This is a genomic window from Sphaerospermopsis reniformis (genome assembly GCF_005402885.1).
GTDB classification, from domain to species: domain Bacteria; phylum Cyanobacteriota; class Cyanobacteriia; order Cyanobacteriales; family Nostocaceae; genus Sphaerospermopsis; species Sphaerospermopsis kisseleviana.
This window is the reverse complement of sequence record NZ_BJCE01000061.1, coordinates 1-24,855: the sequence shown is the minus strand read 5'-3', so window position 1 is coordinate 24,855 and position 24,855 is coordinate 1. Positions and strand designations below refer to the sequence as shown.

Sequence of the window (24,855 nt, the reverse complement as noted above, 5' to 3'; positions counted from 1 at the left end):
ATGAGTGCCAAGAATTGGTCTTGGAAATGATGGCATCTGTTCGCAATAAGATGCCATTTTATCAGCAGGGTTTGAGGGCTGTAATGCTTATCCAGCAACCTCTTTAGCTCCTTTGTCGCCCCCTCAACAAAAAATGTTCAATCGTAGGTGGATTCATAATTTCTAATTGTCCATCAACCAGTTCAGATTTAAACCCAGATTCATCTTCATAATTTAAGTATTCTTCAAAAGTGAGACTTCTTACTGCTGTGTTAACCATCTTGATTACCCCTAGATGTTAGTTGTATATTAACCTATAAGTGAAATGAAAATTGTCAGAACTTGGGGATCTATTTGCTGGAATGTTGTAATTAATCTTCATCATCTGCTGTAAGTTCCATTTCCTCAGTTTCATTAATATCAGAAGATTCAGAAACCATCACTAATTGATTTTCTACATGATGATCATGATGATTATGTTTCCACTCATCCAAGACATCTTTAACTAAGACTTCTTGTACCCAAATTTTAGCAACAACTGTTAAAGGTAATGCCAAAAATAATCCTAAAAAGCCAAAAAAGGTCACAAAAAACAACTGAGAAATTAAAGTTACTGCTGGCAACAAAGATACCTGATGCGCCATAACTATCGGTGTGATAAAATTACTCTCAACTTGTTGAATAACAAAGTAGAGAATCAAGACAAAAACAGGTTTCCAAGGATTATCTAAAAGAGCGATCGCCATTGCTGGAACTACACTCATAGTTGGTCCTAAGTTGGGAATTAAGTTCATAAAACCTGCTAAAACTCCCAAGGCTAAAGCAGCTTTAACACCCAACAGCGATAAGCCGATCATGCTCATCAATCCAACTACACAAATAGCAAGAAAAGCCCCTGATACCCATCTTTCTAAGGAAAGCTCACATTGATCTAAAATTCCCTCTACCCGTCGGCGATAAAATGAAGGAAATAGCCTCACAAATACTTTCCGATAAGCATTAGGATTAACTAAAAACATCCCAGTTAAAACTAGAACTAATAAAATATTAAGGACAATTACCAAAGAACCAGAAACAAAAGCAAAAGAATTTCCTAATACTCGATTAATTAAAGGTTGTGCTTCGGCAACTAAACTGTTTATATCAGGAATAAGAACTTCCAATTGTTCAGGAATGTGAGTTCTCTGTTCATCAATCCAAGTATTAATACGTTCAAAACCTTGGGGAACTCGATAGGTTAATTCTTGAAATTGTTGGGCGAAAGGTGGCACAATTAACCAGAAAAAACCTATTACACCCGCTAAAAAAATCATCACTGACAAAAAAACCGCAAACCCACTTTTTATGCCTAAATTTTGGAAAGTTCGTGCTAACCGATTTAAGGTAGTTGCTAACACAACAGCAGCAAAAATCAGTAACAGCACTTCCCGCAGTTGCCACAATATATATAAAGAGAGAACTAAGGTGATTAAACCTATCCATTGACCAAGTTTCACAGACTAAACTCCCAAACCTTGGTGAGATGAAATTTTAGTAGTCATTTAACAGTCAGTAGGGGTTAGCACTGCTAAACCCGTACAGTAGTCAGAATATTTGATTAATTGGTAGATGATCAAATATTACGTTTGCAGGTGTGCTTTAAAAAGCCTACGGGCGAAGTATTCGGGCGAGCAATTATAAATTTTTGTCCCAGGCTATTTTCCGAATGCTTCGCCCCTACTTTGGTTTTGTGTTAGCATTCGCCAAAGTAAGAGAGTTATCAGAATTACAGTAGGCAACAAAACTAAAATCAGCGCGTTTAATGATGTACCTGGGATTAACACCATTGGTCCTGCATACTTAATCAAAAACGAGATGACAGTTGACAAAAGAAGTAGTTTCAGCAAGAAGAATAGTTGATTTTTCATAAAAGTGCGGGAATACACATTTTTTTGGTAGGGTATACACGAATTTAGACTTGAAGATTGATTCTGAACATTCTCTACAATAGGAATCAGACACAAAACTTTACTTGTGCATCTTCCTACCGTAGTAGCTCTGAATGTAATTGGTAGATTAATACCTATAGCTATAGCATTATACCAATTTTCTTTGGGAAATGCTCTAGTAATTCTGCTAGTTACGGCTATTTTTAGATTGGTCAGTTAGTTTGCAGCAAGATTAGCATCAAAATTGATAATTGACAATTGACAATTGATAATTGTTTCATTCAAGGTTTAAAACCTCCTCTTTCAAGGGGAAAAAGTCCAAGATTCCGCTTTTTCAAGACTCTGAATTTAAAGGAGAGGTAATTGTTAATTGATAATTGACAATTGATAATTGACAATTATTGAGCCATTAGCAATGAGCAAATTTTATAGAGGTAAATTATCATGCCTGTAGAAACAAATAATAATAATAAGAACAAAATGAAAACGCCAAAAATTCGACAGTTTGGTGGTAGCTTCCTAATTTTACTAACTTTGTTATTGCTGCTGAATTTGATAGTTCCCAGTATTTTAGGACCACGATTGCAGCAAGTTCCTTATAGTGATTTTATTGATCAGGTAAAAGCGGGTAAAGTGGAAAAAGCAGTTGTGGGGAGCGATCGCATTGAATACGCAATCAAAACCGAAAATCCTGAAGGTAAAACCGTGGAACAGGTATTTAGAACCACACCTGTTGCTATTGATTTAGATTTACCCAAAATTCTGCGGGAAAATAATGTAGAATTTGCCGCACCTCCACCAAATGAAAACGCCTGGATTGGTACTATATTAAGTTGGGTTGCTCCTCCATTAATTTTCTTTGGAATTTGGGCGTTTTTAATGAGTCGTCAAGGTGGAGGACCAGCAGCATTAACAGTTGGTAAAAGCAAAGCGCGGATTTATTCTGAAGGTAGCACTGGGGTAAAATTCCCAGATGTTGCAGGTGTGGATGAAGCAAAAGCAGAATTAGAAGAAATAGTTGATTTCTTGAAAAACGCTGCTAAATACACAAATTTAGGAGCAAAAATTCCCAAAGGTGTCTTATTAGTTGGACCTCCAGGAACTGGTAAAACATTATTAGCAAAAGCTATTGCTGGTGAAGCGGGTGTTCCTTTCTTTAGTATTTCTGGTTCTGAATTTATTGAATTATTTGTAGGGGTTGGTGCTGCAAGAGTTAGAGATTTATTTGAACAAGCAAAACAACAAGCACCCTGTATTGTTTTCATTGATGAGTTAGACGCTTTAGGTAAATCTCGTGGTGGTGCTGGTGGTTTCGTTGGTGGTAATGATGAAAGAGAACAAACATTAAACCAATTATTAACAGAAATGGATGGTTTTGATGCTAACACTGGTGTTATTATCATCGCTGCTACTAACCGTCCTGAAGTTCTCGATCCTGCTTTACGTCGTCCTGGTCGTTTTGACCGTCAAATTGTGGTAGATAGACCTGATAAAATTGGTAGAGAAGCTATCCTTAAAGTCCATGCCAGAAATGTCAAATTAGCAGAAGATGTTGATTTAGGAATTATTGCTACTCGTACCCCTGGTTTTGCCGGTGCAGATTTAGCAAATTTAGTAAATGAAGCTGCATTATTAGCCGCAAGAAATAACCGTCAAGCAGTATTAATGGCTGACTTTAATGAAGCTATCGAAAGACTAATTGCCGGTTTAGAAAAACGTTCTCGTGTCTTAAATGAAATTGAGAAAAAAACCGTTGCTTATCATGAAGTCGGTCATGCTATAGTTGGTGCATTAATGCCAGGAGCAGGTAAAGTAGAAAAAATCTCTGTTGTTCCTCGTGGTGTAGGTGCTTTGGGTTATACAATTCAAATGCCAGAAGAAGACAGATTTTTGATGGTAGAAGATGAAATTCGTGGACGTATTGCCACTTTATTAGGTGGACGTTCTTCGGAAGAAATTGTATTTGGTAAAGTTTCCACTGGTGCTGCTGACGATATTCAAAAAGCTACAGATTTAGCGGAAAGAGCGATTACAATTTATGGGATGAGTAATAAACTCGGACCTGTTGCATTTGAAAAAGTCCAACAGCAGTTTATTGAAGGTTATGGCAATCCTCGACGTTCAATTAGTCCGCAAATGACGCAAGAAATTGACCGCGAAGTGAAGGAAATTGTTGATAATGCTCACCACATTGCTTTGAGTATTCTGCAAAATAACCGCGATTTATTAGAGGAAATTTCTCAGGAATTATTAGAGAAGGAAATTCTCGAAGGTGGTTATTTACGAGAAAAGCTTTCTCAAGCTCAAGCACCTGATGAAATGGATGAATGGTTGAGAAATGGTCAGTTAGATGCTGATAAACCTTTGTTGCAAACGCTCTTGGTTTAGTGTGCGATAAATGTAGGGATTTACGGTAGGGGTTTAGCAACGCTAAACCCCTACATTTTTGATTTTTAACGGAGTCTTTTTAGTGCCAGAACCAAGACGTATATTAGAGTCTCGCAATCCATAACTATCTGTAAATACTTGTTCTACCTTAATTGCTGCTCCTTTCTTTATTCTCGTAATAAAGTCAACTTTGCTCTCGATTATTGGTTTTTTTTGCTGGCATTCATGGCTGATCTCAATCGCTCAATTACTTGTCTAGATTGAGTTTCCCACTATTTTTGCTCACTGCAAATACCACCCTTAACAATTTCTCCTTTTCCTTAACTTTTCACCAATGCCTTCGTATTATCTACTGCTTTATTTATTTAAGCTGATTAATACTCATGATAACTTAACAAGTAAAGTCCAGACTGGCATCAGTGATCCCAACTAACTACCAATTTTCAACTTCTGATTCCGCAATAGCTAAAGATTTGTTGCAACTCTTAATGATTTATTTCCCTTTTCACGCCTAGACCTTGGTACACTGTATTTCATACAAATGTCATTATTGTCCTTGGTTCAAAATTAAGAAAGACACTCACTGCAAGCAAACATGGTAGATTCCCTAAAAAAACCAGGCTTTGAAGAAATGCGTCCTGGGGTGAAAGTACCCTCTAAAGAAACCCTTTTAACACCCCGGTTTTACACAACCGATTTTGATGAAATGGCGCGGATGGATATCTCCGTCAACGAAGACGAGTTAAAAGCCATCCTTGAAGAATTCCGGGTTGACTATAACCGCCATCACTTTGTCCGGGATGCCGAATTTGAACAATCCTGGGATCATATTGATGGGGAAACTCGCCAGTTGTTCATTGAATTTCTGGAACGTTCCTGTACTGCGGAGTTTTCCGGCTTTTTACTTTACAAAGAACTCGGCCGCCGCTTAAAAGATAAAAGCCCTGTATTGGCTGAATGCTTTAACTTGATGTCACGGGATGAAGCACGTCACGCTGGGTTTTTAAACAAGGCAATGTCAGACTTTAATCTATCCTTAGATTTAGGGTTTTTGACCAAGAGCCGCAATTATACCTTCTTTAAGCCCAAATTCATCTTCTACGCTACCTATCTTTCTGAGAAGATTGGTTATTGGCGTTATATCACCATATATCGTCATTTAGAACAACATCCTGAAGATAGAATTTACCCAATTTTCCGCTTCTTTGAAAATTGGTGTCAGGATGAAAACCGTCATGGTGACTTCTTTGATGCCATCATGAGAGCGCAACCCCAAATGCTCAATGACTGGAAAGCTAAACTTTGGAGTCGCTTCTTCCTGTTGTCAGTATTTGCTACCATGTATCTCAATGATATTCAGCGTAAAGATTTCTATGCTGCTATAGGTTTGGATGCACGAGAATACGACATTTATGTGATTAAGAAGACTAATGAAACTGCTGGAAGAGTCTTCCCCGTCATGTTAGATGTGGATAATCCAGAGTTTTACGAGCGTTTGGATGTTTGTGTCAAGAATAACGAAAAATTGAGCGCAATTTCCAACTCCAATACACCCAAATTCCTGCAATTCTTCCAAAAACTGCCAATTTACATTTCTCATGGTTGGCAATTGTTAAACTTGTACCTAATGAGACCCATTGATGCGGTTTCTACTCATGGTCAAGCTAGATAACTTTACTTAAATGTGTAAAAACACCAGTGGTTCTGTTGTTAACAGAGCCACTTTTTTTAGCATTTTGTATGTAATTTTAGGGAGAAAATTCGCAAAATTGAACGTCAGCAGTTGTATATTAACTAAGAAATTTAGATATAATTCCCATGCTTCAGAGTTTGACTAAAAAACTACCAATATTAGTATCTTTTTGCTTAGTAAATAGCTATAACTTTTTACCTGCGATCGCTGTAGATGTTTGTGCAGAAAACCTAACTAAAGGAGAATTTAAAATTAGCGATCGCTATGATCGAGACAGAGACAGAAGATCCTATGATCAGAATGGATATAGAGGGAGTGACGGCCGTGCCGGTAGAGATGGCCGCAACGGACAAAACCAAACTATTACAGCTAATGGTTCACCGATAAATCTTGATCTCTCAGGCACAAATGGCGAAGATGGGGAATATGGGGAAGACGCTTCTCGCCCCAGATGTGGTAGAGGCTATAAAGAAGACGAAGACAGAGATATTAACGCCCCTGATGGTGCTAACGGTGGTGTTGGTGGTAGAGGTGGAGACGGGGGAAATGGCGGTTCTCTCACCGTTTATTACAGTAATTTAGCAGACCTAAAACAGATTTTTGTCCGTGCTAATGGGGGAGAAAGTGGACGCGGTGGACGTGGTGGTCAAGGAACAGCAGGTTGTAACTGTCGTCGCAGGAGTTGGGAAGTAAAAAAATGTACAGGAACATCAGGAACTTCTGACTATAAATGTACTACTAAAGTTTATCGTTGTTACGACGGCAGAAATGGAATTGATGGCAGTGATGGCCGGGATGGTAGACGTGGCAGTTTAGGAACTTTAAGTATTATTAATAGCAAAGAACCATTAAGAGATGATACACCAACTCGTAAAGTCACAATTTCTCAATTAGCAACCCAACAATTCAACCTTTCTAAAAATAAATGGAATTTGCGTCAAGGTGCTACAGCTTTACTTGCGCCTGGTTCTATAATTGCTGATGAATATCGAGAATTTGATCGGCGTTTAGAAGGAACGTTTAAATTAATTTGGCAAGAGAAAAAACCGATAGCTAACTTTGCTAATCAAAACGTTACACTAACTTTAAATGATAATCAACAAATAGAAATTGACTTTCCTGAAGATATGTGGGTTGATGGTAATGCCAAAATTCAGGATCAATTAACTGAGTACACTGTTAATTATGCCATTCCTCAACAAGAAGTCACAAATTTATCAGTTTCCGAGTTTTCTGGTTCAGGTAAAAATCTGAATTTGAAAATAGTTGATTTAGCAGGAAGGTCTGATTTAATCAACACTCAATTTAAAGTAAAATATCGGGCAAAAGATAGCTTTTCCGGTGCTTTTGATTTCCAAACTTTTTATGAAGGGGAAATTCCTGCTAACTTAGTCACTCGTGATTATAACCGATTTATTGTGGATTTAGGGAAATTAAAAATACCTAATGATGCTCTTAGTTCTGGTACAAATGTAGAGATTGAATTAACTGTAATACGTTCTTTAGGTGAACGTTCTGCCCAACAAAAATTAAGGTGGCAAGGTTCAATTCGGAGAAATAGATAATGAGTAAATAAATCAGTTATAATTAGTTATTCACTCTTAGAAGATTTACTTTTTTCGCCAACAATTTTGTAAAGAACACTACCAGTTAAGTCTAGCAGTTGATCGAGAAAAACACCAATAACAGCGATGTAGAGTAAAGCATCAATAATGTATCTTGGGTTGTTGGCTTTATAACCATTCCAAACTAAAAAGCCCAACCCTTTTGAACCTGCAAGCATTTCTGTAGCAATGACTGTAAACCAAGCTATCCACATACCTAGTCTTAAAGCTTTAAATATGTAATAAATAGCTACGCGAGAGTTATTATCTTGTTGACGAAATTTATGAATACCTGTGGCAGTTTCCACAATTATTGCCCAAAGAACACCAACAAAAACCACAAAAATAGCTGCGGTTTCATTTTCCTTAAATAAAATCAGCGCAATAGGTAAAAAGGCGATAGAAGGAATGCTATTTGGGATTTGGAATAACCGACTAAATAGCTGATAAACTATGCCATTAATACCAATAATAAAACCAACAAAGATACCTAAAATAACGGCGGGTATGTAACCTACAAATAACCGTTGTAAAGTGGCTACAATGTCTACTAAGATACTATTTTCCATTCCTCAGTTATGATTTGAAACGTCGTGAAGATGAATAAGTAGAATGCTCAATACCTGTGGAAAGGAAACAGAAAAATCTGATAAAAACATCTAACTAATTACAGTAGGAGTCAGGGGTCAGCATTAAAACCAGCTTTGTGTATAGGTTTCAATTTAAATTATGTACCTAATTGATCTGCGATCTGCTGTTAAATCTAATTTAAATCTAGTGAAAATCTTTCAAAAAATCAAGTTGTAATTTCTAAATTAAATATTTTTTCAAGAATTAAATTTTATGCTGTAAATTATCAAGAGTTAATAACATATTAAGGATGAAATTATAACATTTAAATTCCATCCTTTATGCTAAATCATTTACCCATGTTGCGTTTCATTTGTTCCAACTCATCTTGCGTTTCCCAACGACGAAACTTTTCTTCTAAATCATCAAACTGGCTAGAATAACTACTGGCTGGAGCTTGCCAAGTATTAGTTTCTAAACGTTGCTGAGTTTGGGCTTGTGCGCGTGCTTTTTGCGCTTCTGCTGCTTTTGCTTGGACTTCTTGACGACGCTGTTGAATTTTGCGTAGTAATTCTTGAGATTGGGTAATGCGTTCTTTTAAACCTTGCATTTGTCCCCATTTTTGATTTCCCTCCCGCAAAAGTGCGTCTTCTCTTGCTTGCGCTGGTATGGCTAAATCTTCTCTACCTGCGGACTTGGCTTTTTGGACACGGATATGCCAGCGTTGTATTTCCTGTGCTGTTTCTAGTATTTCATCTTGCGATCGCTTTTCCTGTAATTTTAAATCTGCAATCAATTTTAGTGTATCATCTTCTTGCTCTCGTAGCTGTTCTGACAGCATTTCTAACTCCAGATGGGGGTTATTTCGCAAAAATTCTTCTAAACGTGCTTCTAAAAACCGACTTAAATCATCAAATAAACCCACTGTGAGAACTCCAAATTAAAGTGATGTGATTATTTTATTGTAATAATTATTATCTACAATGGCATTTACAAAAGCTATCAGTAATCAGTAATCAGCTATTCTCTAGATAGAGATTGAGTTAATAACAAGGATGCTCTCGGTTTGTCAAATTACACCAGTGTTAATAATAGCAATTTACAACCTATTATTGATGGTTTCAGGGTCTTGCTGATAGCTGAATGCTGACGATTAGTTTTACACTTTTATCCTATTTTAATCACAGTTTTCGCTAGTACAGTATCAAGGGATTCCTTTTAAACTTAATAAAGATTATAGAATTAGGAGTATAGCAGTTACCAGAAAATGTAGGATATGCGCTATCAAGTTAAGTTGAACAAAATAGATCAAGTCTATGCTATTTGGTGTCCTGCATTACCCGGATGCTGGACTGTAGGTGATACAGAACAGGAAGCATTAGAAAAAATAAAATATGTGATTAAAGACTACTTACAAGGATTTGATGAAATTGCTAAAAATGCAGATTTTTATTATATAGATGTACCGTGAAAATCTCATTGGTATTTTGATGTTTGAGTTATGTTTGAGTTATGTTTGAGTTATGTTTTAATTATGTTTTAATTACTTAAATTGGTGTCAACCAATAAGTAATACCGCTTATTATTTTTTCCTGTAAACCAAATTTTGGTAAACTCTCTTCATCCCAACCCAGATAAGTCCAGTGAGGTACATCTTTTGCAACAGTTTGAAACCAACCATTTTGGTTTAATGCTTCTCTTTGTTCTTGGTTAGATACTCTTAAATCAAGTGCTAAACCCCAGAGATGTTGTGAAGTTCCTGGAGGTGCAACTACACTGAGAATATTAGTTTCTTTTCCTTGTTTTACCTGTTCTAAAGTTTGGTTATTTGTATATTTCTGCCAAAATCGTAAATTGGTAGCAAAACTACGTGTACAATCACCAGAATAACCAGATTTTAAAGGTATATCTATGATATTTCTGGCTTGATCAAACGCATCTGCGGCGGCTTTTTGCAGGTAACATTCTTGTGTACCTTCAACTAGGGTTAGTTGTAGATTATCCTGAATTTGTTTAGTATCCTGTTCATTATCTACAATGACTTTTGGTGGCAGTTTAATTTCTGGATTTTGATTAATAAATATTGCACCATAGGCACGGAGTAAGATATATTCATAAGTATCAGATTGGGGAAGATTTTTTAGTTGGTAATTTATAGTATCTAAAAACTTTTTTTGTGCGTTTAATTGCTGATTTGGAATAAATGTTGATACTGATGACTCAGGATTATTTTTGCGGATTGTGATCAAATTCGGCGATGGTTGGTTATATCTAAGATAGAGAATAGTAAAGGTAGTAGAAAATAGGAAGATAATCAGAGTGATTAATGAAATTTGTATTAAATATTTTTTGGTTTTAGGTTTGAGTATCATAGTTGAATATATTTTTGATATTTATGATTTTATCCTATATCACAAATATGTTAGTCCAACATTAACTAAATTAGGATTGATTGATTTTTCAAAAAACTGTGCTATTATAGATATAGAGTATGGCAAGGTGTCCCGAACTGCACGGGAAGTTATGGCAAGGTTGAAATACCCTGCGCCTGTCATGTAGACAAGGTATCCCGAACTGCACGGGAAGTTATGGCAAGGTTGAAATACCCTGCGCCTGTCAAACCAGTTAAAGTTACGTGATCAGAAGATCATAATCATTTAATTAAAAACTAACCTCTAATTAACGCCCCTGTTTGGGTAGAGGCGATCTTGTAATCGTCTATTAAGGGATGAACCCACGACTATAATAGCCGTGGGTTCGCCATTAGATGTTATAGTTTTCAGGAATTTCCACTAAATGAATTTTTTCCTGAATAATATCAAAAGCTGTGAGAAATGCAAAATTGCGATTATCTTCCTGTATGTTTTGTGTTTTTAAACTAATCAAATAAGCAACATAATCTGCTAATTGTAGACCTACATAAAATCCTGAAGCACCTAACCAGGGTTGTTCTATAAAATTACAATCATATTTACATGAATTCAACCACCCCCTGTAAGCTCTAACTAAACGATCATCCTGTTTACTTGTGCTATGTGTTGAACGTGAATCTAAAAATAAAATTCCACTTTCATGGAATGATTTCAGAAAAATATCTAATCTGTCTAATAAGTTTTGGAAAGCAAATTGATAAAGTATAACATCATCCTTCATTGCTTCTCTATTTTCAAAGAGTAATTTTTTATTAACCACAACAGAGAGTATATGACATGGGATCTGATTTAAGGTTTCTGATATACATAAAAATGTACGCACGCGAGCTTCAAAATTCCAGCCTTTAAAGAGTTCCTTCCCTTTACAAAGATCGTGACCTTTTAACTCCCAATCTTCAGGTTCTTTCTTTTTCACGATACTTCGTTTTAGCTGAGAAATTTGTTCGTAATTTTTTGAGTAATCTGTTTCATGGATAGCAATACTAGCTAAAATAAAATAATTGGTTCTATCATCAGCAGCATAAGAGCCACTTTCATCAATATAAATTAGAAACATATTGGTGGTTAGAAAATACTAAAAACCCTACTTTCTGAATTTGACAGCAGCAGAAGTTTTTACAAAGTTGGTCAAAATATTTTACAACAGTATTTGCTAATATTATTAGACAAACATCCTGTAAATCCTTAAATCCTGTACTTCGGCTTCGCTCAGTAACCAGACATCCTGATTCTGACAATTAACCAAAATATACGCTAAAATACCCACAGTAACTAACTTTTTAAACATTTAACTTTTAATTCCTAACTACTTATGACCATGCAAAATGCTGTTCAATTCCAAGACGCTTATGATGTGATTGTAGTGGGTGCAGGCCACGCCGGTTGTGAAGCAGCTTTAGCTACTGCCCGCCTCGGTTGTCGCACTCTGCTGTTAACCCTTAACCTGGATAAAATCGCTTGGCAACCTTGTAACCCCGCAGTCGGTGGACCTGCTAAGTCCCAACTTACCCACGAAGTAGATGCTTTGGGTGGGGAAATTGGGAAAATGGCCGATCGCACCTATTTACAAAAACGCATTCTCAACTCTTCTAGAGGTCCAGCAGTTTGGGCATTACGGGCGCAAACCGATAAGCGCGAATATGCAGCAGTCATGAAAGGAATTGTCGAAAATCAAGAAAATTTGACAATTCGTGAAGGCATGGTGACAGATTTAATCTTAGGAAAAAATGATGAAATAATAGGTGTAGAAACTTATTTTGGTGTCGCTTTTGAATGTAAAGCCGTTATTTTAACCACTGGTACATTTTTAGGTGGGAGAATTTGGGTAGGTAATAAGTCAATGGAAGCTGGCCGCGCAGGTGAATTTGCGGCCGTAGGTTTAACAGACACCCTTAACCGCTTGGGTTTTGAAACCGGAAGATTAAAAACCGGTACACCTGCAAGGGTAGATAAGCGGTCTGTAGATTACAGTAAAATGGAACTGCAACCAGGAGATGAGGAAGTTCGCTGGTTTAGTTTTGACCCCCAAGCGTGGGTAGAACGGGAACAAATTCCCTGTCACATGACAAGAACTACTAAAGAAACCCATCGCTTAATTGAAGAAAACTTGCATCTATCCCCGGTTTATGGTGGATGGGTTGATGCCAAGGGTCCCCGTTATTGTCCGAGTATTGAAGATAAGATAGTCCGCTTTGCAGATAAAGAAAGTCATCAAATCTTCATTGAACCAGAAGGACGAGATATACCAGAATTATACATTCAAGGTTTTTCCACTGGTTTACCGGAAAATTTGCAAATCCTGATGCTGCGGAGTCTTCCCGGTTTGGAAAACTGCTTTATGTTGCGTCCTGCCTATGCTGTAGAGTACGATTATTTACCTGCAACCCAGTGTTATCCCTCATTGATGACCAAGAAAGTAGAAGGGTTGTTTTGTGCAGGACAAATTAACGGTACAACCGGTTATGAAGAAGCTGCTGCCCAGGGTTTAGTAGCGGGTGTAAATGCGGTGCGGTTTGTGCGGGGGCAGGAAATGATTATTTTCCCACGTGAACAAAGTTACATCGGGACTTTAGTTGATGACCTGTGTACCAAGGATTTACGTGAACCTTACCGTATGCTTACGAGTCGTTCAGAGTATCGTTTATTGCTGCGTTCAGATAATGCCGATCAACGGATGACACCATTAGGGCGGGAAATTGGTTTAATTGATGACAGACGGTGGGATTTATTTACGAGAAAACAAGAGCAAATTATAGCCGAAAAAGAAAGACTGCATTCGACTAGAATTAAAGAGCATGAAGACATAGGGAGAGCGATCGCCCAAGAAACTCAACAAGCAATCAAAGGTTCAATCACCCTCGCTGACCTGCTACGTCGTCCGGGAATACACTATGTAGATTTAGAAAGATACGCACTAGGTAACGCCAGTCTCAACCAAGCGGAAAAAGAAGGGGCGGAAATAGATATCAAGTATTCTGGATATTTAGCCAGACAGCAAAACCAAATTGAGCAAATAGCTCGTCAAGCCAATCGAACATTGCCAGCAGATTTAGATTATGCAGCAATTGATACCCTTTCCAAAGAAGCCAGAGAAAAGCTGGCGAAAGTAAGACCCTTGACAATTGGGCAAGCAGCAAGAATTGGTGGTGTTAATCCTGCGGATATCAATGCTCTGTTAATTTATTTAGAAATCCGTAAAAACAAGGAGCAGAATGAGTTTTCCTTATTAGCAGATACAAAAATTCATTAAGGATGGGTATAGTATAGGGTGGGGGATCAGTATGATGGACTACAGAGATTTTTGAAGTAAAATTCTGAATCATTTATAAATCACAGTAAAATTTAATACCACTGCCAAATTACTGCCAAATTAAGGTTAGTGGTGTAATTTAAAGAAAGTGATTTCCCGGACATCATTGGGTTTCCTTTCCCTTTCTAGCAGCCACAAAGAAAATGTCTATGATAACAGAAGCCAGCACCCATCTAATGATTTCTGAAGCACTAGAGGACTTACTCCCCAGTGAAGCCCTGTCGATAGAGACTTACGCTGAAGGCTTGATAGATGAACTCTTCACCGATATCGACAACATACTAGATTGTGGTAGAAAGCGCCCTGCTAAAACCATCAGAACAGAATATGTGCCACATAAGCAAACAGTGGCGGTGAAGATGCAAGAAGTTGTTTTGACACAGACAGTACACCGAGCAACCAAAGCGATCGCGCCCATCCAAAAGCCGCAACCAAGTACACTGGTTTTAAATCCTCCCTCTGTCACTGCAATTAGGAAAAGAAATCAAAAGCACAGCGGTGGATTAGGCAACCTGCTCGTGTTAGGTTTAACCTTAAGTGTGGCAATGGTTGGTTCAGTCTACCTAGCACAGCCGACATTATTCACCAATATCACCGCCCAATTTACTCCACACATACCACCAACAGATCAGGTAAAATCACCAGTACCTGTACAACCAGATCCTCATGGTGAATTAGTTAATTATATGTTGCAGGCTTTGGCAGTGATAGACCAGCAAGGCTCTAGCAATGATCAAACACCTGCTAAATCTGGGTTACGTGATGTTAATCCCCAGCAAACAAACGCTTTGCCTTTGCCCAGTAACCAACCTATTGGCACTTTACCCCTACCAGTGGCTGCTAACAATGCCCCACCTGCTCCCAGTCGAGTGACAAATGTGGTAGAGAGAATATATGTTCATGTTCCTGTTTATCAAGCACCTCCAGCTATACGCCCATTACCAGAAGTTTCCCCAATGTCAGCGCAGGTATCACCACCTGGGTTTGTCAAAGATTCCCCTAGTAATGTGCAACAAGCAACCAAGCCCCTAACAGCAAAAAATTCACCGACAACTGTGAAGCGGGCAGATGCTTCTAAGCTACCAGCTACAGCACCACCAAAACTACCTGCGGCGATCGCAACTGCATCATTACCGAAACCAGAAACATTACCAACTACACCCACAACTACCCAACAGGTGTATTTACCCGCCTATTCAGCCGAGTTGGAAGGATTGTTAGAGTTAGGTAGCAAATCTGCGGCTTTGTTCAAAATTGATGGTGTGACTCGCCGGATTAACCTGGGAGAAAATATTGGTGCTACTGGTTGGACGCTAGTAGACGTAAGTAACGGTGAGGCGATTATCCGCCGTAATGGTGAGGTGCGCTCAATTTATACAGGTCAAAAGTTGTGACAGATAACAGGAGACCTGTCCTGGGAGCAGTTACCTGATATAGTTGAACAAAAAATGCTGAATCTTGCAAGAGGAAGAACAGCCTGGCGCAGAACTATTGCTTCAAACCAAAACACATTTGACTGGAGTAAGCATTGACATTAATTGACAAATGTCAACAGTAAGTATCAAGTTAATGCTTATTCACACTAGCCTCAAGAGTTTTTACCTGAGTTTGTAATTCTTCTACTACTTGTAAATGCGATCGCTCTAATAAATAACCAGCCCAAACAAAGCTGCCAGTTAACACTGTCACTACTACCACTAAAACACCAGTTAACAACTTAACTTGAGAGCGAAGCTGTTTGACTTCATACATCTGATTTTGAGCTTGATCAAGAGAATTTAATTTAGTCCGTTGGTCTTCTACTACTATCTCTACTTTTGGGGTTTCAACTTTTTTAAACTGAATTTGGCTTCGCAACCAATCTGTGATCAATTTAGGGCAATTCTTCTTAAACCATTGCCAGGCAATCATTCTGAATGCAGGTTTAGACATTTTGGAAATCCATTTCAGGGTTCTATTGAGAGTGCGAGACTGGAACTTTTGGTTAATCAAATTAGTTGACCCAGCATCATAGAGACAATTCAAGATCAGCTTAACTGTTGCTTCCTCTCTGTAAAGCATATTTTCCAACAAAAGCAGGACATCTTGTATCAGTTGTTCTTCTCTTTCGGCTTCTGTAGGCAATTTTGTTAAATCACTTGATGGAGGCAATTGTTTAGACATATTAACTGTATAAATTCTTAATTTTTCATTAGTGCTTTCCTTTAACTATACTGACATCAGAAAGTATTTGCTATTTCCTGGATACGTTAAGATTCAATTTCTTCACAATGGATTAATAAACGTTCCAAACCTTCAGCCAAAGAAATCAAATCTTGCCAAGAGGAACCATTGACTAGATTTTGAGCGTGTGCTAAACGGTTCCGCAAATTTTCAGCAGATTTGAGAAAGCGTTCACCAGATCGTTTTGACTTTAACCCCAATTTATCAAACAGTTCAGGTTGATTTAATACCAATTCCCGCTTGTCGCAAAATTGCAGATAATCTAATAAATCTGTGGCTTCATTTCTTTCTTGACTTTCACGCCATAATTTTTGAGCAGCTTCTAAGCGGTCAGGTTTAAGAACTTTTTGCCATGAATCTTGGGGATAATACAGCCGCACCAGTCGTAACAAATTCATTTCTAGCAGCGTTACCAACCCAAACAGCAACATTCTGACTGGTGCTTTCTGCAAATCACCACAAGTAATAATGCCACTAACATTATTACAGTCTAATACAAATAATCTGGATTTTTGTTGCAGAATTGGCAACAACTTCATCAAGGGTGTAGACATAGCAATGAGTTCTTGAGGATGAAACACTTGTTGATAGTCGCTGCATTTTCCCGATTGGTTTTCTCGTAAATTTTCTCTTAAAGTAGAACGTTCTACATAACCTGTAATACTATCTTCTGTTTCCACTCCGACGACATCAAAATCCTGCAACTCCATCCAATTTATAATTTCTCTCATATCTGCATCAGCTTTGACCGCTTTGAGAGGTTCGGCTACATATTCTATGGTAATACTGTTCTCAAATAAGCTGCGTAAATCTTGAGAACGTGACTTTAGCTGTTTCATTTGTCGTTAACAATAAGACTTGAAACTAGTATTTCATGAAAGTCTGCATTTTGACTGTTAACGATATTGCAGGAGTCGTAGGGGCAGTCAGGAGTCAGGAGTAAAACTCTGTTATTTATTCAAAAACTACGGTTTTATTACCATAGACTAAAACGCGATTTTGTAAATGTGATCGCACTCCCCTAGCTAAGACAATTCTCTCTAAATCTTTACCTTTTCTAATCAAATCATCTACATTATCCCGGTGACTTACCCTAACTACATCCTGTTCAATAATTGGACCACAATCTAAATCAACAGTTGCATAATGGGCAGTTGCGCCAATAATCTTTACACCTCTTTCAAAAGCTCGATGATAGGGATTCGCACCAATAAATGCAGGTAAAAATGAGTGATGAATATTAATTATTTGCGGGAATTGCTGAATAAAATTATCAGTTATTATCTGCATATATTTAGCCAAAACTACCAAATCAATATTGTAGTGACGCAGTAATTCTAATTGCTTTATTTCCTGTTCTTGTTTATTATCTTTAGTAATGGGAATGTGATGATAATCAATACCAAATTGTGCTGCAACTTCCTGTAAATGGGGATGATTACTAATAATTAAAGGTATGTCTGCATTAAATTCCTGTGCCTTTTGCCGCCAAATTAAATCTAATAAACAATGGTCTTGACGACTTACCCAAATTGCAATTCTGGGAACAGTATCAGAAAAATGTAATTCCCATTTAGCGCCTAAAGGTTGGGCGATCGCATTAAAAGCAGCACCAATTAAATCCCTTGGTAAATTAAAACCATCCAACAGCCATTCTATACGAGTGAGAAATAAACCAGCTTCAAAATCTGTATGTTGATCAGCATCAATAATATTACCACCATTAGCATAAATAAAATTAGCAAATTTTGCGACTAATCCTTTTTGATCAGGGCAAGAAATCAGTAAAGTTGCTGTTGGGTTCATTTTAGTTGATAGTTGATAGTTGATAGTTGGTAATTGATAGTTGATAATTGATAATTATGAATTATTACTTATTTCCTACTCCTTCTTCCCTATTCCCTCCCTAAACAAATAGATATGGCTTCGCCACGTTACCGCGAACAGAAACCAAACCGGATTCCTATATTAATTATTTAGTATGGGCAGGATTAGGATCTATGGGTATTGATACAAGGTCTAATTTAGTATCTTGTTCAGCTTGTTTAGCACCTTCCTCACTGGTTTGTTTACCAGATTTTTCAGTGTTTTGTTCATTAGGTTTGTTAGCAGATGCTTGAGATATTTCTTGCCATTCTGATAATTCCCGATTGACAGCATTAGCGAAATCTTTAGAAACTAATAAAACCTGAGTATTTCCATTATTGTCGATCACAGGATCAGCTTGGGCGTATAAGAAAGTATTGTTAAAATTAGGTTTCCCTAAAATTACTTGATGCGTTTTTTGATTTTTCAGTTTAATATCAATAGTCGCTTGAGGTTTATCTAAACCAAATTCACTCAATTGATTAGGTGAAATTGATACACTACTTTCACTTTTACCTTTAACCAATAAATCCGTTAAATAAGAAACTATAGCCTCTTTTGCTGGTTCTGGGTTAGGAGATTTTGGTAATTTAATTGACCATTTTGGCGCTTCTAGTTTCTGACTCCGTTCTAAATTTAAAGTGTAGTCCTTCGTTTTAATATCTATAGATTGAACATCCTCAACATTAAATGAGAAAATCTGTTGTTTAGTGGTCTGAGTTTGTTGATTTTGCTGATTTACCTGATTTATTTTATTGAGGTGATTTTGTGCAAATTGTTGTGGTTGATTTTTCCGTCTAATTTCATCAAAATAGACAAAACCACTTAAACCCAAGGCTAAAATTACTAAAGTTAAAGTTGTGCGTTTCATTTGGAAATATGTGACAGGTGACAGGTGACAGAGAAGAGGAAGCAGGTGAAACAGGTAGATAAATTCATAATTATCAATTATCAATTATCAATTATCAATTATCTTCTTTTCCACCAAATAATAGCGCCAGTAGCTAAACCAATGAAAGGTAAAAGCAACAAAGAAGAAATACTTAATAAATTTGCTTTTGCAGTTGACATGGTGATGCGGCGATTTGTTTGTTCTTTGGGACGAATTGAAAGCGGTTGTTGATCTTCTTGACTTAACCAAGTTACTGAGTTGAGAAATACATCTCCATTTAATTGTTGCTGAAATAAACCATCTCTAGCAAAATCTGAGTTTCCAAACACTACTAAGCGAGATTCTTTGCTGTGATTTTGAGAATTTTCCTCAGTTGGGGAAGCGGTAGGTGTGGGGGTAGGTGTGGGAAATGGGGAAGCGGTGGGAGATGGGGTAGATGTGGGAGATGGGGATGATAGCTTTCTAGTTAATGCTACACCTAAAGTTAAAGGACCTTTTAAATCTTGACCTTCATTAAACTCTAAATTTTCGTTTTGTTGGTCACTTTCTGCCCAACTATTAGGATATGATTTAGTTCTGAGTAAAGGAGTAGATTGAATCTCAGGAATTGGTTCAATGAGAATAGGACGTGCGAGGGGATAGAAAGAAATACCATTACCAAAATCTTTAGTGATGGGATGTTGTCCATACTCTGTAACAGCAGGTGCAGCAGGTCCTAGTCCTAAAGTTGTTCCAGAAACATCAACAGCTAAACGATTATCTAATTTTACACCCCAATCTTGCAATAAGTCATCAATTTTTGGGTCAGTATTAGGGTCAACCATTAACATTAAATTACCGCCACGATTGAGATAATCTTGTAAAGCTGTAACTTCACCTGCTAATAACTCTCGTTTTGGACCAGCGACGACAACAACAGCAGCATCTTCAGGGACTGTAGTTTGTTCTGTTAAACTCAGAGGTAAAGCTGTAAAATTTTTGTCTGCTAATCCTTGAATAGCTTGAGAAATAGCATTTTTAGCATCTGTAAATTCTAGTTCACCGTGACCTTGCAGAAAGTAAACTTTAGCTGTATTGTTACTAGTTATTTGTTGTAAACGGCTAGTTAATCTTACTTCTGATAGACGTTCATATTCATTGACAGTTTGTACTAATTGGCGCTTATTATCAAATTCTAAATAAACTTCGCCAAAAGCTTTCACACCAAATTTTTCTGCTAGTCCTGGTCTGGTTTGAGGGTCGATATATTCAAAGTTAAACTTAGGAGTTTGACGACGATAATTTTCTAGTAATTGTTCATCTTGCAAATTTTGTTCTCTGGTAAATAACCAGACTTTTGCAGGTTTGGGTAAGGTACGCAGTAATTCTTTAGATTGGGGTGCGAGGGTAAATAATTGAGTTTCTGTTAAATCTAATCTTAACTGATACCGTGTACCTAAAAAATTGATTAATCCTAATATTGTTAATACTGCCAAAGTTGCCACTAAGGCGTTAGTTGTAGATACGGTAGAACGTTGTTTCCAAAATTGATTTTTTTGGGCTTGGAAAAATACCCAAACAATGCAAATCAAAAGACCTGCTATGATAAATACTAGAGGTAATATACCCCATGTATCTGAAATTAACCCGACTGTTAAACCCAGAGTTAATAAGAATGGACCCAACAAAAATAGTAGGTTAGCGAAATTTTTTTTAGGTATTTTTTTCATTATTGGTGATTGGTGATTGGTGATTGGTGATTGGTGATTGGTGACTGGTGATTGGTGATTGGTGATTGGTAATGGGTAATTGGTACAAACTTCTTTACTGTCACCTGTCACCTCCTAACTATTGACGTTGAAAACGCAGTGCATCTATTGATTGGGCGGTGAGGAAAATTCCTAAAATAATGTAACTAACAAATAAAATTAAGGCGCTACTATCAAAAATTCCTTGAATTAATGTGTTGTAATGTTTGAGTAGGGATAGATGAGCTAAACTGTCTCCCACAGGACCGGGTATAGCTTTGGATATGGAATCTATTAATAATAGTAATATAACCACAAAAAAGGTAAGGACGGCTGATAACAGTGTGCTGTCTGTTAAGGAGGAAATGAACATTCCTAATGATAAAATTGCTGCTGCTAATAATATTAATCCTACATGACCAAGAATAGGAATAACTGGAGACATGGGAGGATTAGAACCGCTAATAGCTAGGGTCTCAAATCCAAGTAATGGTAATACCATTGTCATAAAAAATGTTAAAACTCCTAATAATTTACCTACGGCTACAGCCCAGTTAGTAACTGGTGATGTGGCTAATAATTCTAATGTTCCCCGTTTGCGTTCTTCGGCATAAAGTCCCATTGAAAGTATGGGTAAAATAAACAATAATAACCAACTGATTCTATCTAAAAATGCCCGGATAAATTCATAGGGTACATCTATGGGCGGAACGGGTACTCCTAATTGTTGTCCTTGGATATCTAAATCTGCAACTGTGGGCAAAATTCCCCCTGGACCTATTAAAATCATCACCAAAAATAAGCCAGAAATAAACCAAAAGATGCCAGCTATACCATAAGCTAAGGGTGATACAAAATAACTTTGTAATTCTCGGCGATAAATGGCAATTATATTAGCGATGATGATACCCATGTTATGCGTTTTCTCCTTCTGTTTCTGGTGAGTTTTTTAGTATAGTTTCTGGTATAGTTTCTGGTGTTTCTTTTGCTGGGGGAAGTAAATTTTTCTCTTCGGTTGTTAGTTGTAAAAATACATCTTCTAAACTAGCACTAACCCGCCGCATTTCATATAAATCAAATCCTCCCCGAATTAATGCGGCTGCAATATCCTTTCCTGGTTCTGTGCCTGGTTGAGATATAACACGCAGTAGGGGACGATGATCATGACTTATCGGCATTGATTCTACCAAAATCACGTCCTTTACATTTTGTAATACCTGTTTTGCTAGGGTAACTTCTCCAGAAATTTCTAACTCATAACCCGAACCTCCGGTTAACTGTGTCATTAAATTTTCTGGGGTGTTGGTAGCTACGACTTTACCACGGTTGATGATGGCTACGCGGCTACAGGTCATGCTCACTTCTGGGAGAATATGGGTAGAGAGGATGATGGTGTGTGTACCGGCTAGACTTTTGATCAAGTTTCGCACGTCGATAATTTGCCGGGGGTCTAGTCCTACGGTGGGTTCATCAAGGATAATGGCCGGAGGATCATGGACTATTGCTTGTGCTATTCCCACTCTTTGGCGAAAACCTTTGGAAAGCTTGCGAATAATGACTTTACGCTTTTCTGTGAGGTTGCAGCGTTTCATAGCAGCTTGCACTTTTTGGGGGCGATCGCCAGCGGATACCCCTTTAATTCGAGCTACAAAGTGCAAAAATCCCTCTACCGTCATTTCGGGGTATAAAGGCGGTGTTTCCGGTAAATAGCCGATTTTTTGCCGCACTGCTAAAGAATTTTCATGGACATCATACCCGGCTATTTTGGCTGTTCCTTTGGTCGCTGGCAGATAACCGGCTAAAATCCGCATGGTTGTGGTTTTACCCGCACCGTTGGGACCTAAGAAACCTAAAATTTCTCCAGGTTCTACGTTAAAGGTGACATCGGTTATCGCTGCGGTAGAACCATATATTTTACTCAGATGTTCAACTTCTATCATTGGGATATTATTGGTGTGATATATGTGATATGTGTTAGCGATCGCGGAATACTAGGAAGGAATTTCATTTACCAACATAAATAATATTGACATTTTCTCTAGATTATTGGGGACCTGTGAAAAATATAATACATAATATACATTCTCGATCTAAGTTTGAACCTTTACTAGTCACCCAAACCATTAAAAATAGTCACGTTACGTTTTATAAAATTAGATAAAATTAGAATTGTTGTACTGTACCCTATTAGCTAAAGTGTCTGAATCTTTACCTTTGCGCGATCGCTACCTGGCTTTAATTGATCAAATAGTCGAAACCACCCTCAAAGGCAAAATTAGCTCCGTAGAACAATTGTACCAAATGTTACTTCAAAGCATTGCTTCCGGTACGGGAGAAGTGTTTGAGTTAGCTTTGAGCGATCGCTTGAATACCATCCAAACAAAAGTAGACAGCGAAACAGACGAACTCAAAAAAGCCAAAGCCACCCGTAGTTTAAGAGCAATTAAAACTATTCAAACACAATGGCAACGCTGTCAAGAACAAAACAAAGCAACCGAAATCATAGCTTCAGCAGTACGGGAAATTACCATTGCTAGTAATGAAGAGCGTTTAGCCGTATTCCTGCGCTACACCGATCCCAATCAAAAATATCCCTTAAATTTATCACAACTACAACAAATAGCCAAATCCTTACAGCAATTTGGTGCAGCTAACTCAGATTTAACACAGATATCCACAGGTATAACTCAGGCGATCGCCGCTTGGCAACGCATCCAAGAAAACCTCCTCAGTTGGATGTATGAACAAAAAACCTCTCTCGGTTTTGGTGGTGTACCTGGTGAAAAAGGACCTTGGGCAAGTTGGGCGAAATTAGTCAAAAGCGAAATACCGCAATCATTTTTTCAGACTTTAGCAATAGAACAATCTCCAATAGAATTTACCCAAAAACAACAAAACCTTAGCTTCAGTGATTGGGTAGAATTAACAATAGTTTTACAATTCTTACAACGAGGTTTAGTTAGTTGGTTTGATAAACAAGCTTATGATATTCAAGCAGGTCCAAAATTATCAATTTCCACATTTTTAACCTTTGCCATCATTTGGAGTCAACTAGCAAACGGTTGGCAAAATCAATCAATAATATATAGTAATGGCGCTTCACAAATAATGTTACAAATTTTGCGAACCTTTGCCCAACGTCCCTATTTTCCCCTTTATGGTGGAATTTTTGCTTCTTTTTCTGGTAGTTATTTACGGGATGCACTCGATTATTTAGATGAACCTCTACGTTCGGCAGCAGGAACACAAGAAAAAGCCAGAATTTTAACATTATTAGGTTATTCTCAAAGAGCTTTAGGCAATTATCCGCGCTCAATAAATTTCCATCAACAAGCTTTAGAAATTGCCAGAAATGCTCAAGATACAACTTGCGAAATTGCTAATCTTAACCACCTCAGTCGTACCTATGTCCAAGAAAAAAATTATGCTGAAGCAATAAATAATAGTCAAAGAGCATTAATATTAAGTAGACAAACAGGAGATAAAACCGGAGAAACTAACGCCCTGGTAAACTTAGGTTACAGCGAAGTAATGCAAGCACAGCAATTAGAAAACACTGAACCAGAAGTTTATGAATCTGCTATTAATTATCTAGAACAAGGTTTAAAATTAGCCGAAAAAATTGGGGATATTCAAACTCAATCTTTATGTTTTAGTAGTTTGGGAATTGCCTATTTAGTCACTTCTCAATATCAAGAAGCCATCAAATATTTAGAACTGGGTTTTAGAACTGCCCAAGTTTCCGGGGATTTATATATTCAAGGTCGAAATTTAGCTTATTTAGCAGAAGCTTATTATAACCTGCTCAATTTTGAAAAAGCCATTTATACAGGTAGTTTGGGAATGTATCTATTAGAACAAATTTCATCTCAAGAATGGCAACAACCCGCAGGTTTATTAACCACAATCAAAAGACAATTGGGAGAAGATAAATTTCAAGTTTTATTGCAACAAAACCGCCCTAAGATCATTTCTGTTATTGGTGTAGACGGTTATGATTATTTACCTGATTTATTAGCAAGATATTAGTTACACCATATTTCATCTGGATGAGGTACACCAGGGCGGGCAGGATGCCCACCCCACAAGAGTTTTATTTTTACAGTTATTTTCAGGTAAATAGGGGTTGCTGAGAAAGTCTTTCCGTGAGGGCATAGGAGTCAGGAGTCAGGAGTCAGGAGTCAGGAGTCAGGAGGAGATTTGAAAATTTCTTTGCCATCTCTTGAAATCCCAAAAAATGCAC

20 protein-coding genes are annotated in these 24,855 nt (G+C 37.5%); 7 read left to right on the top strand and 13 right to left on the bottom strand.

The genetic code is table 11. The features are described from left to right. Positions 1-103: 103 nt before the first annotated feature. Both FFR48_RS11045 and FFR48_RS11040 read right to left on the bottom strand, forming a co-directional pair. Positions 104-259 carry a Uma2 family endonuclease gene (locus FFR48_RS11045; protein ID WP_137667400.1) on the bottom strand — a complete coding sequence of 52 codons (156 nt, stop codon included), beginning with the start codon at positions 257-259 and terminating at the stop codon, positions 104-106. A 91-nt stretch (positions 260-350) separates the two neighbouring features. Then, positions 351-1,475 carry an AI-2E family transporter gene (locus tag FFR48_RS11040; RefSeq protein ID WP_137667399.1) on the bottom strand — a complete coding sequence of 375 codons (1,125 nt, stop codon included), beginning with the start codon at positions 1,473-1,475 and terminating at the stop codon, positions 351-353. 876 nt (positions 1,476-2,351) lie between these two features. On the opposite strand from FFR48_RS11040, the gene ftsH reads away from it, so the two are divergent. From ftsH to FFR48_RS11025, 3 genes are all read left to right on the top strand, one after another. Continuing rightward, a complete protein-coding gene (gene ftsH, locus FFR48_RS11035; protein WP_096567677.1) occupies positions 2,352-4,295 on the top strand; it encodes an ATP-dependent zinc metalloprotease FtsH in 1,944 nt (647 codons plus the stop codon). Between the two features lie 595 nt (positions 4,296-4,890). Then, a complete protein-coding gene (gene acsF / locus FFR48_RS11030) occupies positions 4,891-5,967 on the top strand; it encodes a magnesium-protoporphyrin IX monomethyl ester (oxidative) cyclase (RefSeq protein ID WP_096567673.1) in 1,077 nt (358 codons plus the stop codon). A gap of 146 nt (positions 5,968-6,113) precedes the next feature. Next, positions 6,114-7,553 (top strand): collagen-like protein, encoded by a 1,440-nt coding sequence (locus FFR48_RS11025; protein ID WP_137667397.1) that lies wholly within the window; start codon positions 6,114-6,116, stop codon positions 7,551-7,553. Positions 7,554-7,579: 26 nt separating this feature from the next. Here FFR48_RS11025 and FFR48_RS11020 read toward each other — a convergent pair whose 3' ends face one another. Both FFR48_RS11020 and FFR48_RS11015 read right to left on the bottom strand, forming a co-directional pair. Beyond that, a complete protein-coding gene (locus FFR48_RS11020; protein ID WP_096567669.1) occupies positions 7,580-8,161 on the bottom strand; it encodes an ABC transporter permease in 582 nt (193 codons plus the stop codon). Between the two features lie 350 nt (positions 8,162-8,511). Further along, entirely contained in the window at positions 8,512-9,087 is a 576-nt protein-coding gene (locus tag FFR48_RS11015; RefSeq protein ID WP_096567667.1) for a TIGR04376 family protein, read from the bottom strand. 351 nt (positions 9,088-9,438) lie between these two features. On the opposite strand from FFR48_RS11015, the gene FFR48_RS11010 reads away from it, so the two are divergent. Beyond that, positions 9,439-9,633, top strand: coding sequence for a type II toxin-antitoxin system HicB family antitoxin (locus FFR48_RS11010; protein ID WP_096567665.1), 195 nt, complete (start codon positions 9,439-9,441; stop codon positions 9,631-9,633). A gap of 76 nt (positions 9,634-9,709) precedes the next feature. Here FFR48_RS11010 and FFR48_RS11005 read toward each other — a convergent pair whose 3' ends face one another. Together FFR48_RS11005 and FFR48_RS11000 are read right to left on the bottom strand one after the other, a co-directional pair. Continuing rightward, a complete protein-coding gene (locus tag FFR48_RS11005; RefSeq protein ID WP_137667396.1) occupies positions 9,710-10,534 on the bottom strand; it encodes a D-alanyl-D-alanine carboxypeptidase family protein in 825 nt (274 codons plus the stop codon). A gap of 391 nt (positions 10,535-10,925) precedes the next feature. Next, on the bottom strand, positions 10,926-11,651 hold the full coding sequence (locus FFR48_RS11000) for a DUF3800 domain-containing protein (protein ID WP_137667395.1): 726 nt from the start codon (positions 11,649-11,651) through the stop codon (positions 10,926-10,928). Positions 11,652-11,906: 255 nt separating this feature from the next. Here FFR48_RS11000 and mnmG point away from each other — a divergent pair, with 255 nt between their 5' ends. Beyond that, entirely contained in the window at positions 11,907-13,844 is a 1,938-nt protein-coding gene (mnmG, locus tag FFR48_RS10995) for a tRNA uridine-5-carboxymethylaminomethyl(34) synthesis enzyme MnmG (protein ID WP_137667394.1), read from the top strand. Between the two features lie 209 nt (positions 13,845-14,053). Next, entirely contained in the window at positions 14,054-15,298 is a 1,245-nt protein-coding gene (locus FFR48_RS10990; protein ID WP_137667401.1) for a hypothetical protein, read from the top strand. A 172-nt stretch (positions 15,299-15,470) separates the two neighbouring features. Here the strand turns inward: FFR48_RS10990 and FFR48_RS10985 are convergent, their stop codons facing one another. The 7 genes from FFR48_RS10985 to FFR48_RS10955 form a co-directional block, all read right to left on the bottom strand. Then, positions 15,471-16,067 (bottom strand): hypothetical protein, encoded by a 597-nt coding sequence (locus tag FFR48_RS10985; RefSeq protein WP_137667393.1) that lies wholly within the window; start codon positions 16,065-16,067, stop codon positions 15,471-15,473. An 86-nt stretch (positions 16,068-16,153) separates the two neighbouring features. Then, positions 16,154-16,966 carry a hypothetical protein gene (locus FFR48_RS10980; protein WP_096567654.1) on the bottom strand — a complete coding sequence of 271 codons (813 nt, stop codon included), beginning with the start codon at positions 16,964-16,966 and terminating at the stop codon, positions 16,154-16,156. Between the two features lie 115 nt (positions 16,967-17,081). Beyond that, entirely contained in the window at positions 17,082-17,933 is an 852-nt protein-coding gene (gene purU, locus FFR48_RS10975) for a formyltetrahydrofolate deformylase (protein ID WP_096567652.1), read from the bottom strand. 166 nt (positions 17,934-18,099) lie between these two features. Continuing rightward, positions 18,100-18,864 carry a DUF4340 domain-containing protein gene (locus tag FFR48_RS10970; RefSeq protein WP_137667392.1) on the bottom strand — a complete coding sequence of 255 codons (765 nt, stop codon included), beginning with the start codon at positions 18,862-18,864 and terminating at the stop codon, positions 18,100-18,102. 98 nt (positions 18,865-18,962) lie between these two features. Next, a complete protein-coding gene (locus tag FFR48_RS10965; RefSeq protein ID WP_137667391.1) occupies positions 18,963-20,594 on the bottom strand; it encodes a GldG family protein in 1,632 nt (543 codons plus the stop codon). 118 nt (positions 20,595-20,712) lie between these two features. Further along, complete coding sequence (locus tag FFR48_RS10960; protein ID WP_137667390.1) at positions 20,713-21,525, bottom strand: ABC transporter permease; 813 nt, start codon at positions 21,523-21,525, stop codon at positions 20,713-20,715. 1 nt (position 21,526) lies between these two features. Further along, entirely contained in the window at positions 21,527-22,552 is a 1,026-nt protein-coding gene (locus tag FFR48_RS10955) for an ABC transporter ATP-binding protein (RefSeq protein ID WP_137667389.1), read from the bottom strand. Positions 22,553-22,808: 256 nt separating this feature from the next. On the opposite strand from FFR48_RS10955, the gene FFR48_RS10950 reads away from it, so the two are divergent. Then, on the top strand, positions 22,809-24,641 hold the full coding sequence (locus FFR48_RS10950; protein ID WP_137667388.1) for a tetratricopeptide repeat protein: 1,833 nt from the start codon (positions 22,809-22,811) through the stop codon (positions 24,639-24,641). Positions 24,642-24,855 lie beyond the last annotated feature (214 nt).

Coding starts and splice junctions, on each gene's coding strand:
- FFR48_RS11025 (WP_137667397.1), top strand. CDS start 6,114: ATGCTTCAGAGTTTGACTAAAAAACTACCAATATTAGTATCTTTTTGC.
- FFR48_RS10970 (WP_137667392.1), bottom strand. CDS start 18,864: ATGAAACGCACAACTTTAACTTTAGTAATTTTAGCCTTGGGTTTAAGT.
- FFR48_RS10955 (WP_137667389.1), bottom strand. CDS start 22,552: ATGATAGAAGTTGAACATCTGAGTAAAATATATGGTTCTACCGCAGCG.
- ftsH (WP_096567677.1), top strand. CDS start 2,352: ATGCCTGTAGAAACAAATAATAATAATAAGAACAAAATGAAAACGCCA.
- acsF (WP_096567673.1), top strand. CDS start 4,891: ATGGTAGATTCCCTAAAAAAACCAGGCTTTGAAGAAATGCGTCCTGGG.
- FFR48_RS10980 (WP_096567654.1), bottom strand. CDS start 16,966: ATGAAACAGCTAAAGTCACGTTCTCAAGATTTACGCAGCTTATTTGAG.
- FFR48_RS11045 (WP_137667400.1), bottom strand. CDS start 259: ATGGTTAACACAGCAGTAAGAAGTCTCACTTTTGAAGAATACTTAAAT.
- purU (WP_096567652.1), bottom strand. CDS start 17,933: ATGAACCCAACAGCAACTTTACTGATTTCTTGCCCTGATCAAAAAGGA.
- FFR48_RS10990 (WP_137667401.1), top strand. CDS start 14,054: ATGATAACAGAAGCCAGCACCCATCTAATGATTTCTGAAGCACTAGAG.
- FFR48_RS11020 (WP_096567669.1), bottom strand. CDS start 8,161: ATGGAAAATAGTATCTTAGTAGACATTGTAGCCACTTTACAACGGTTA.
- FFR48_RS11005 (WP_137667396.1), bottom strand. CDS start 10,534: ATGATACTCAAACCTAAAACCAAAAAATATTTAATACAAATTTCATTA.
- FFR48_RS10985 (WP_137667393.1), bottom strand. CDS start 16,067: ATGTCTAAACAATTGCCTCCATCAAGTGATTTAACAAAATTGCCTACA.
- FFR48_RS10965 (WP_137667391.1), bottom strand. CDS start 20,594: ATGAAAAAAATACCTAAAAAAAATTTCGCTAACCTACTATTTTTGTTG.
- FFR48_RS10960 (WP_137667390.1), bottom strand. CDS start 21,525: ATGGGTATCATCATCGCTAATATAATTGCCATTTATCGCCGAGAATTA.
- mnmG (WP_137667394.1), top strand. CDS start 11,907: ATGACCATGCAAAATGCTGTTCAATTCCAAGACGCTTATGATGTGATT.
- FFR48_RS11000 (WP_137667395.1), bottom strand. CDS start 11,651: ATGTTTCTAATTTATATTGATGAAAGTGGCTCTTATGCTGCTGATGAT.
- FFR48_RS11010 (WP_096567665.1), top strand. CDS start 9,439: ATGCGCTATCAAGTTAAGTTGAACAAAATAGATCAAGTCTATGCTATT.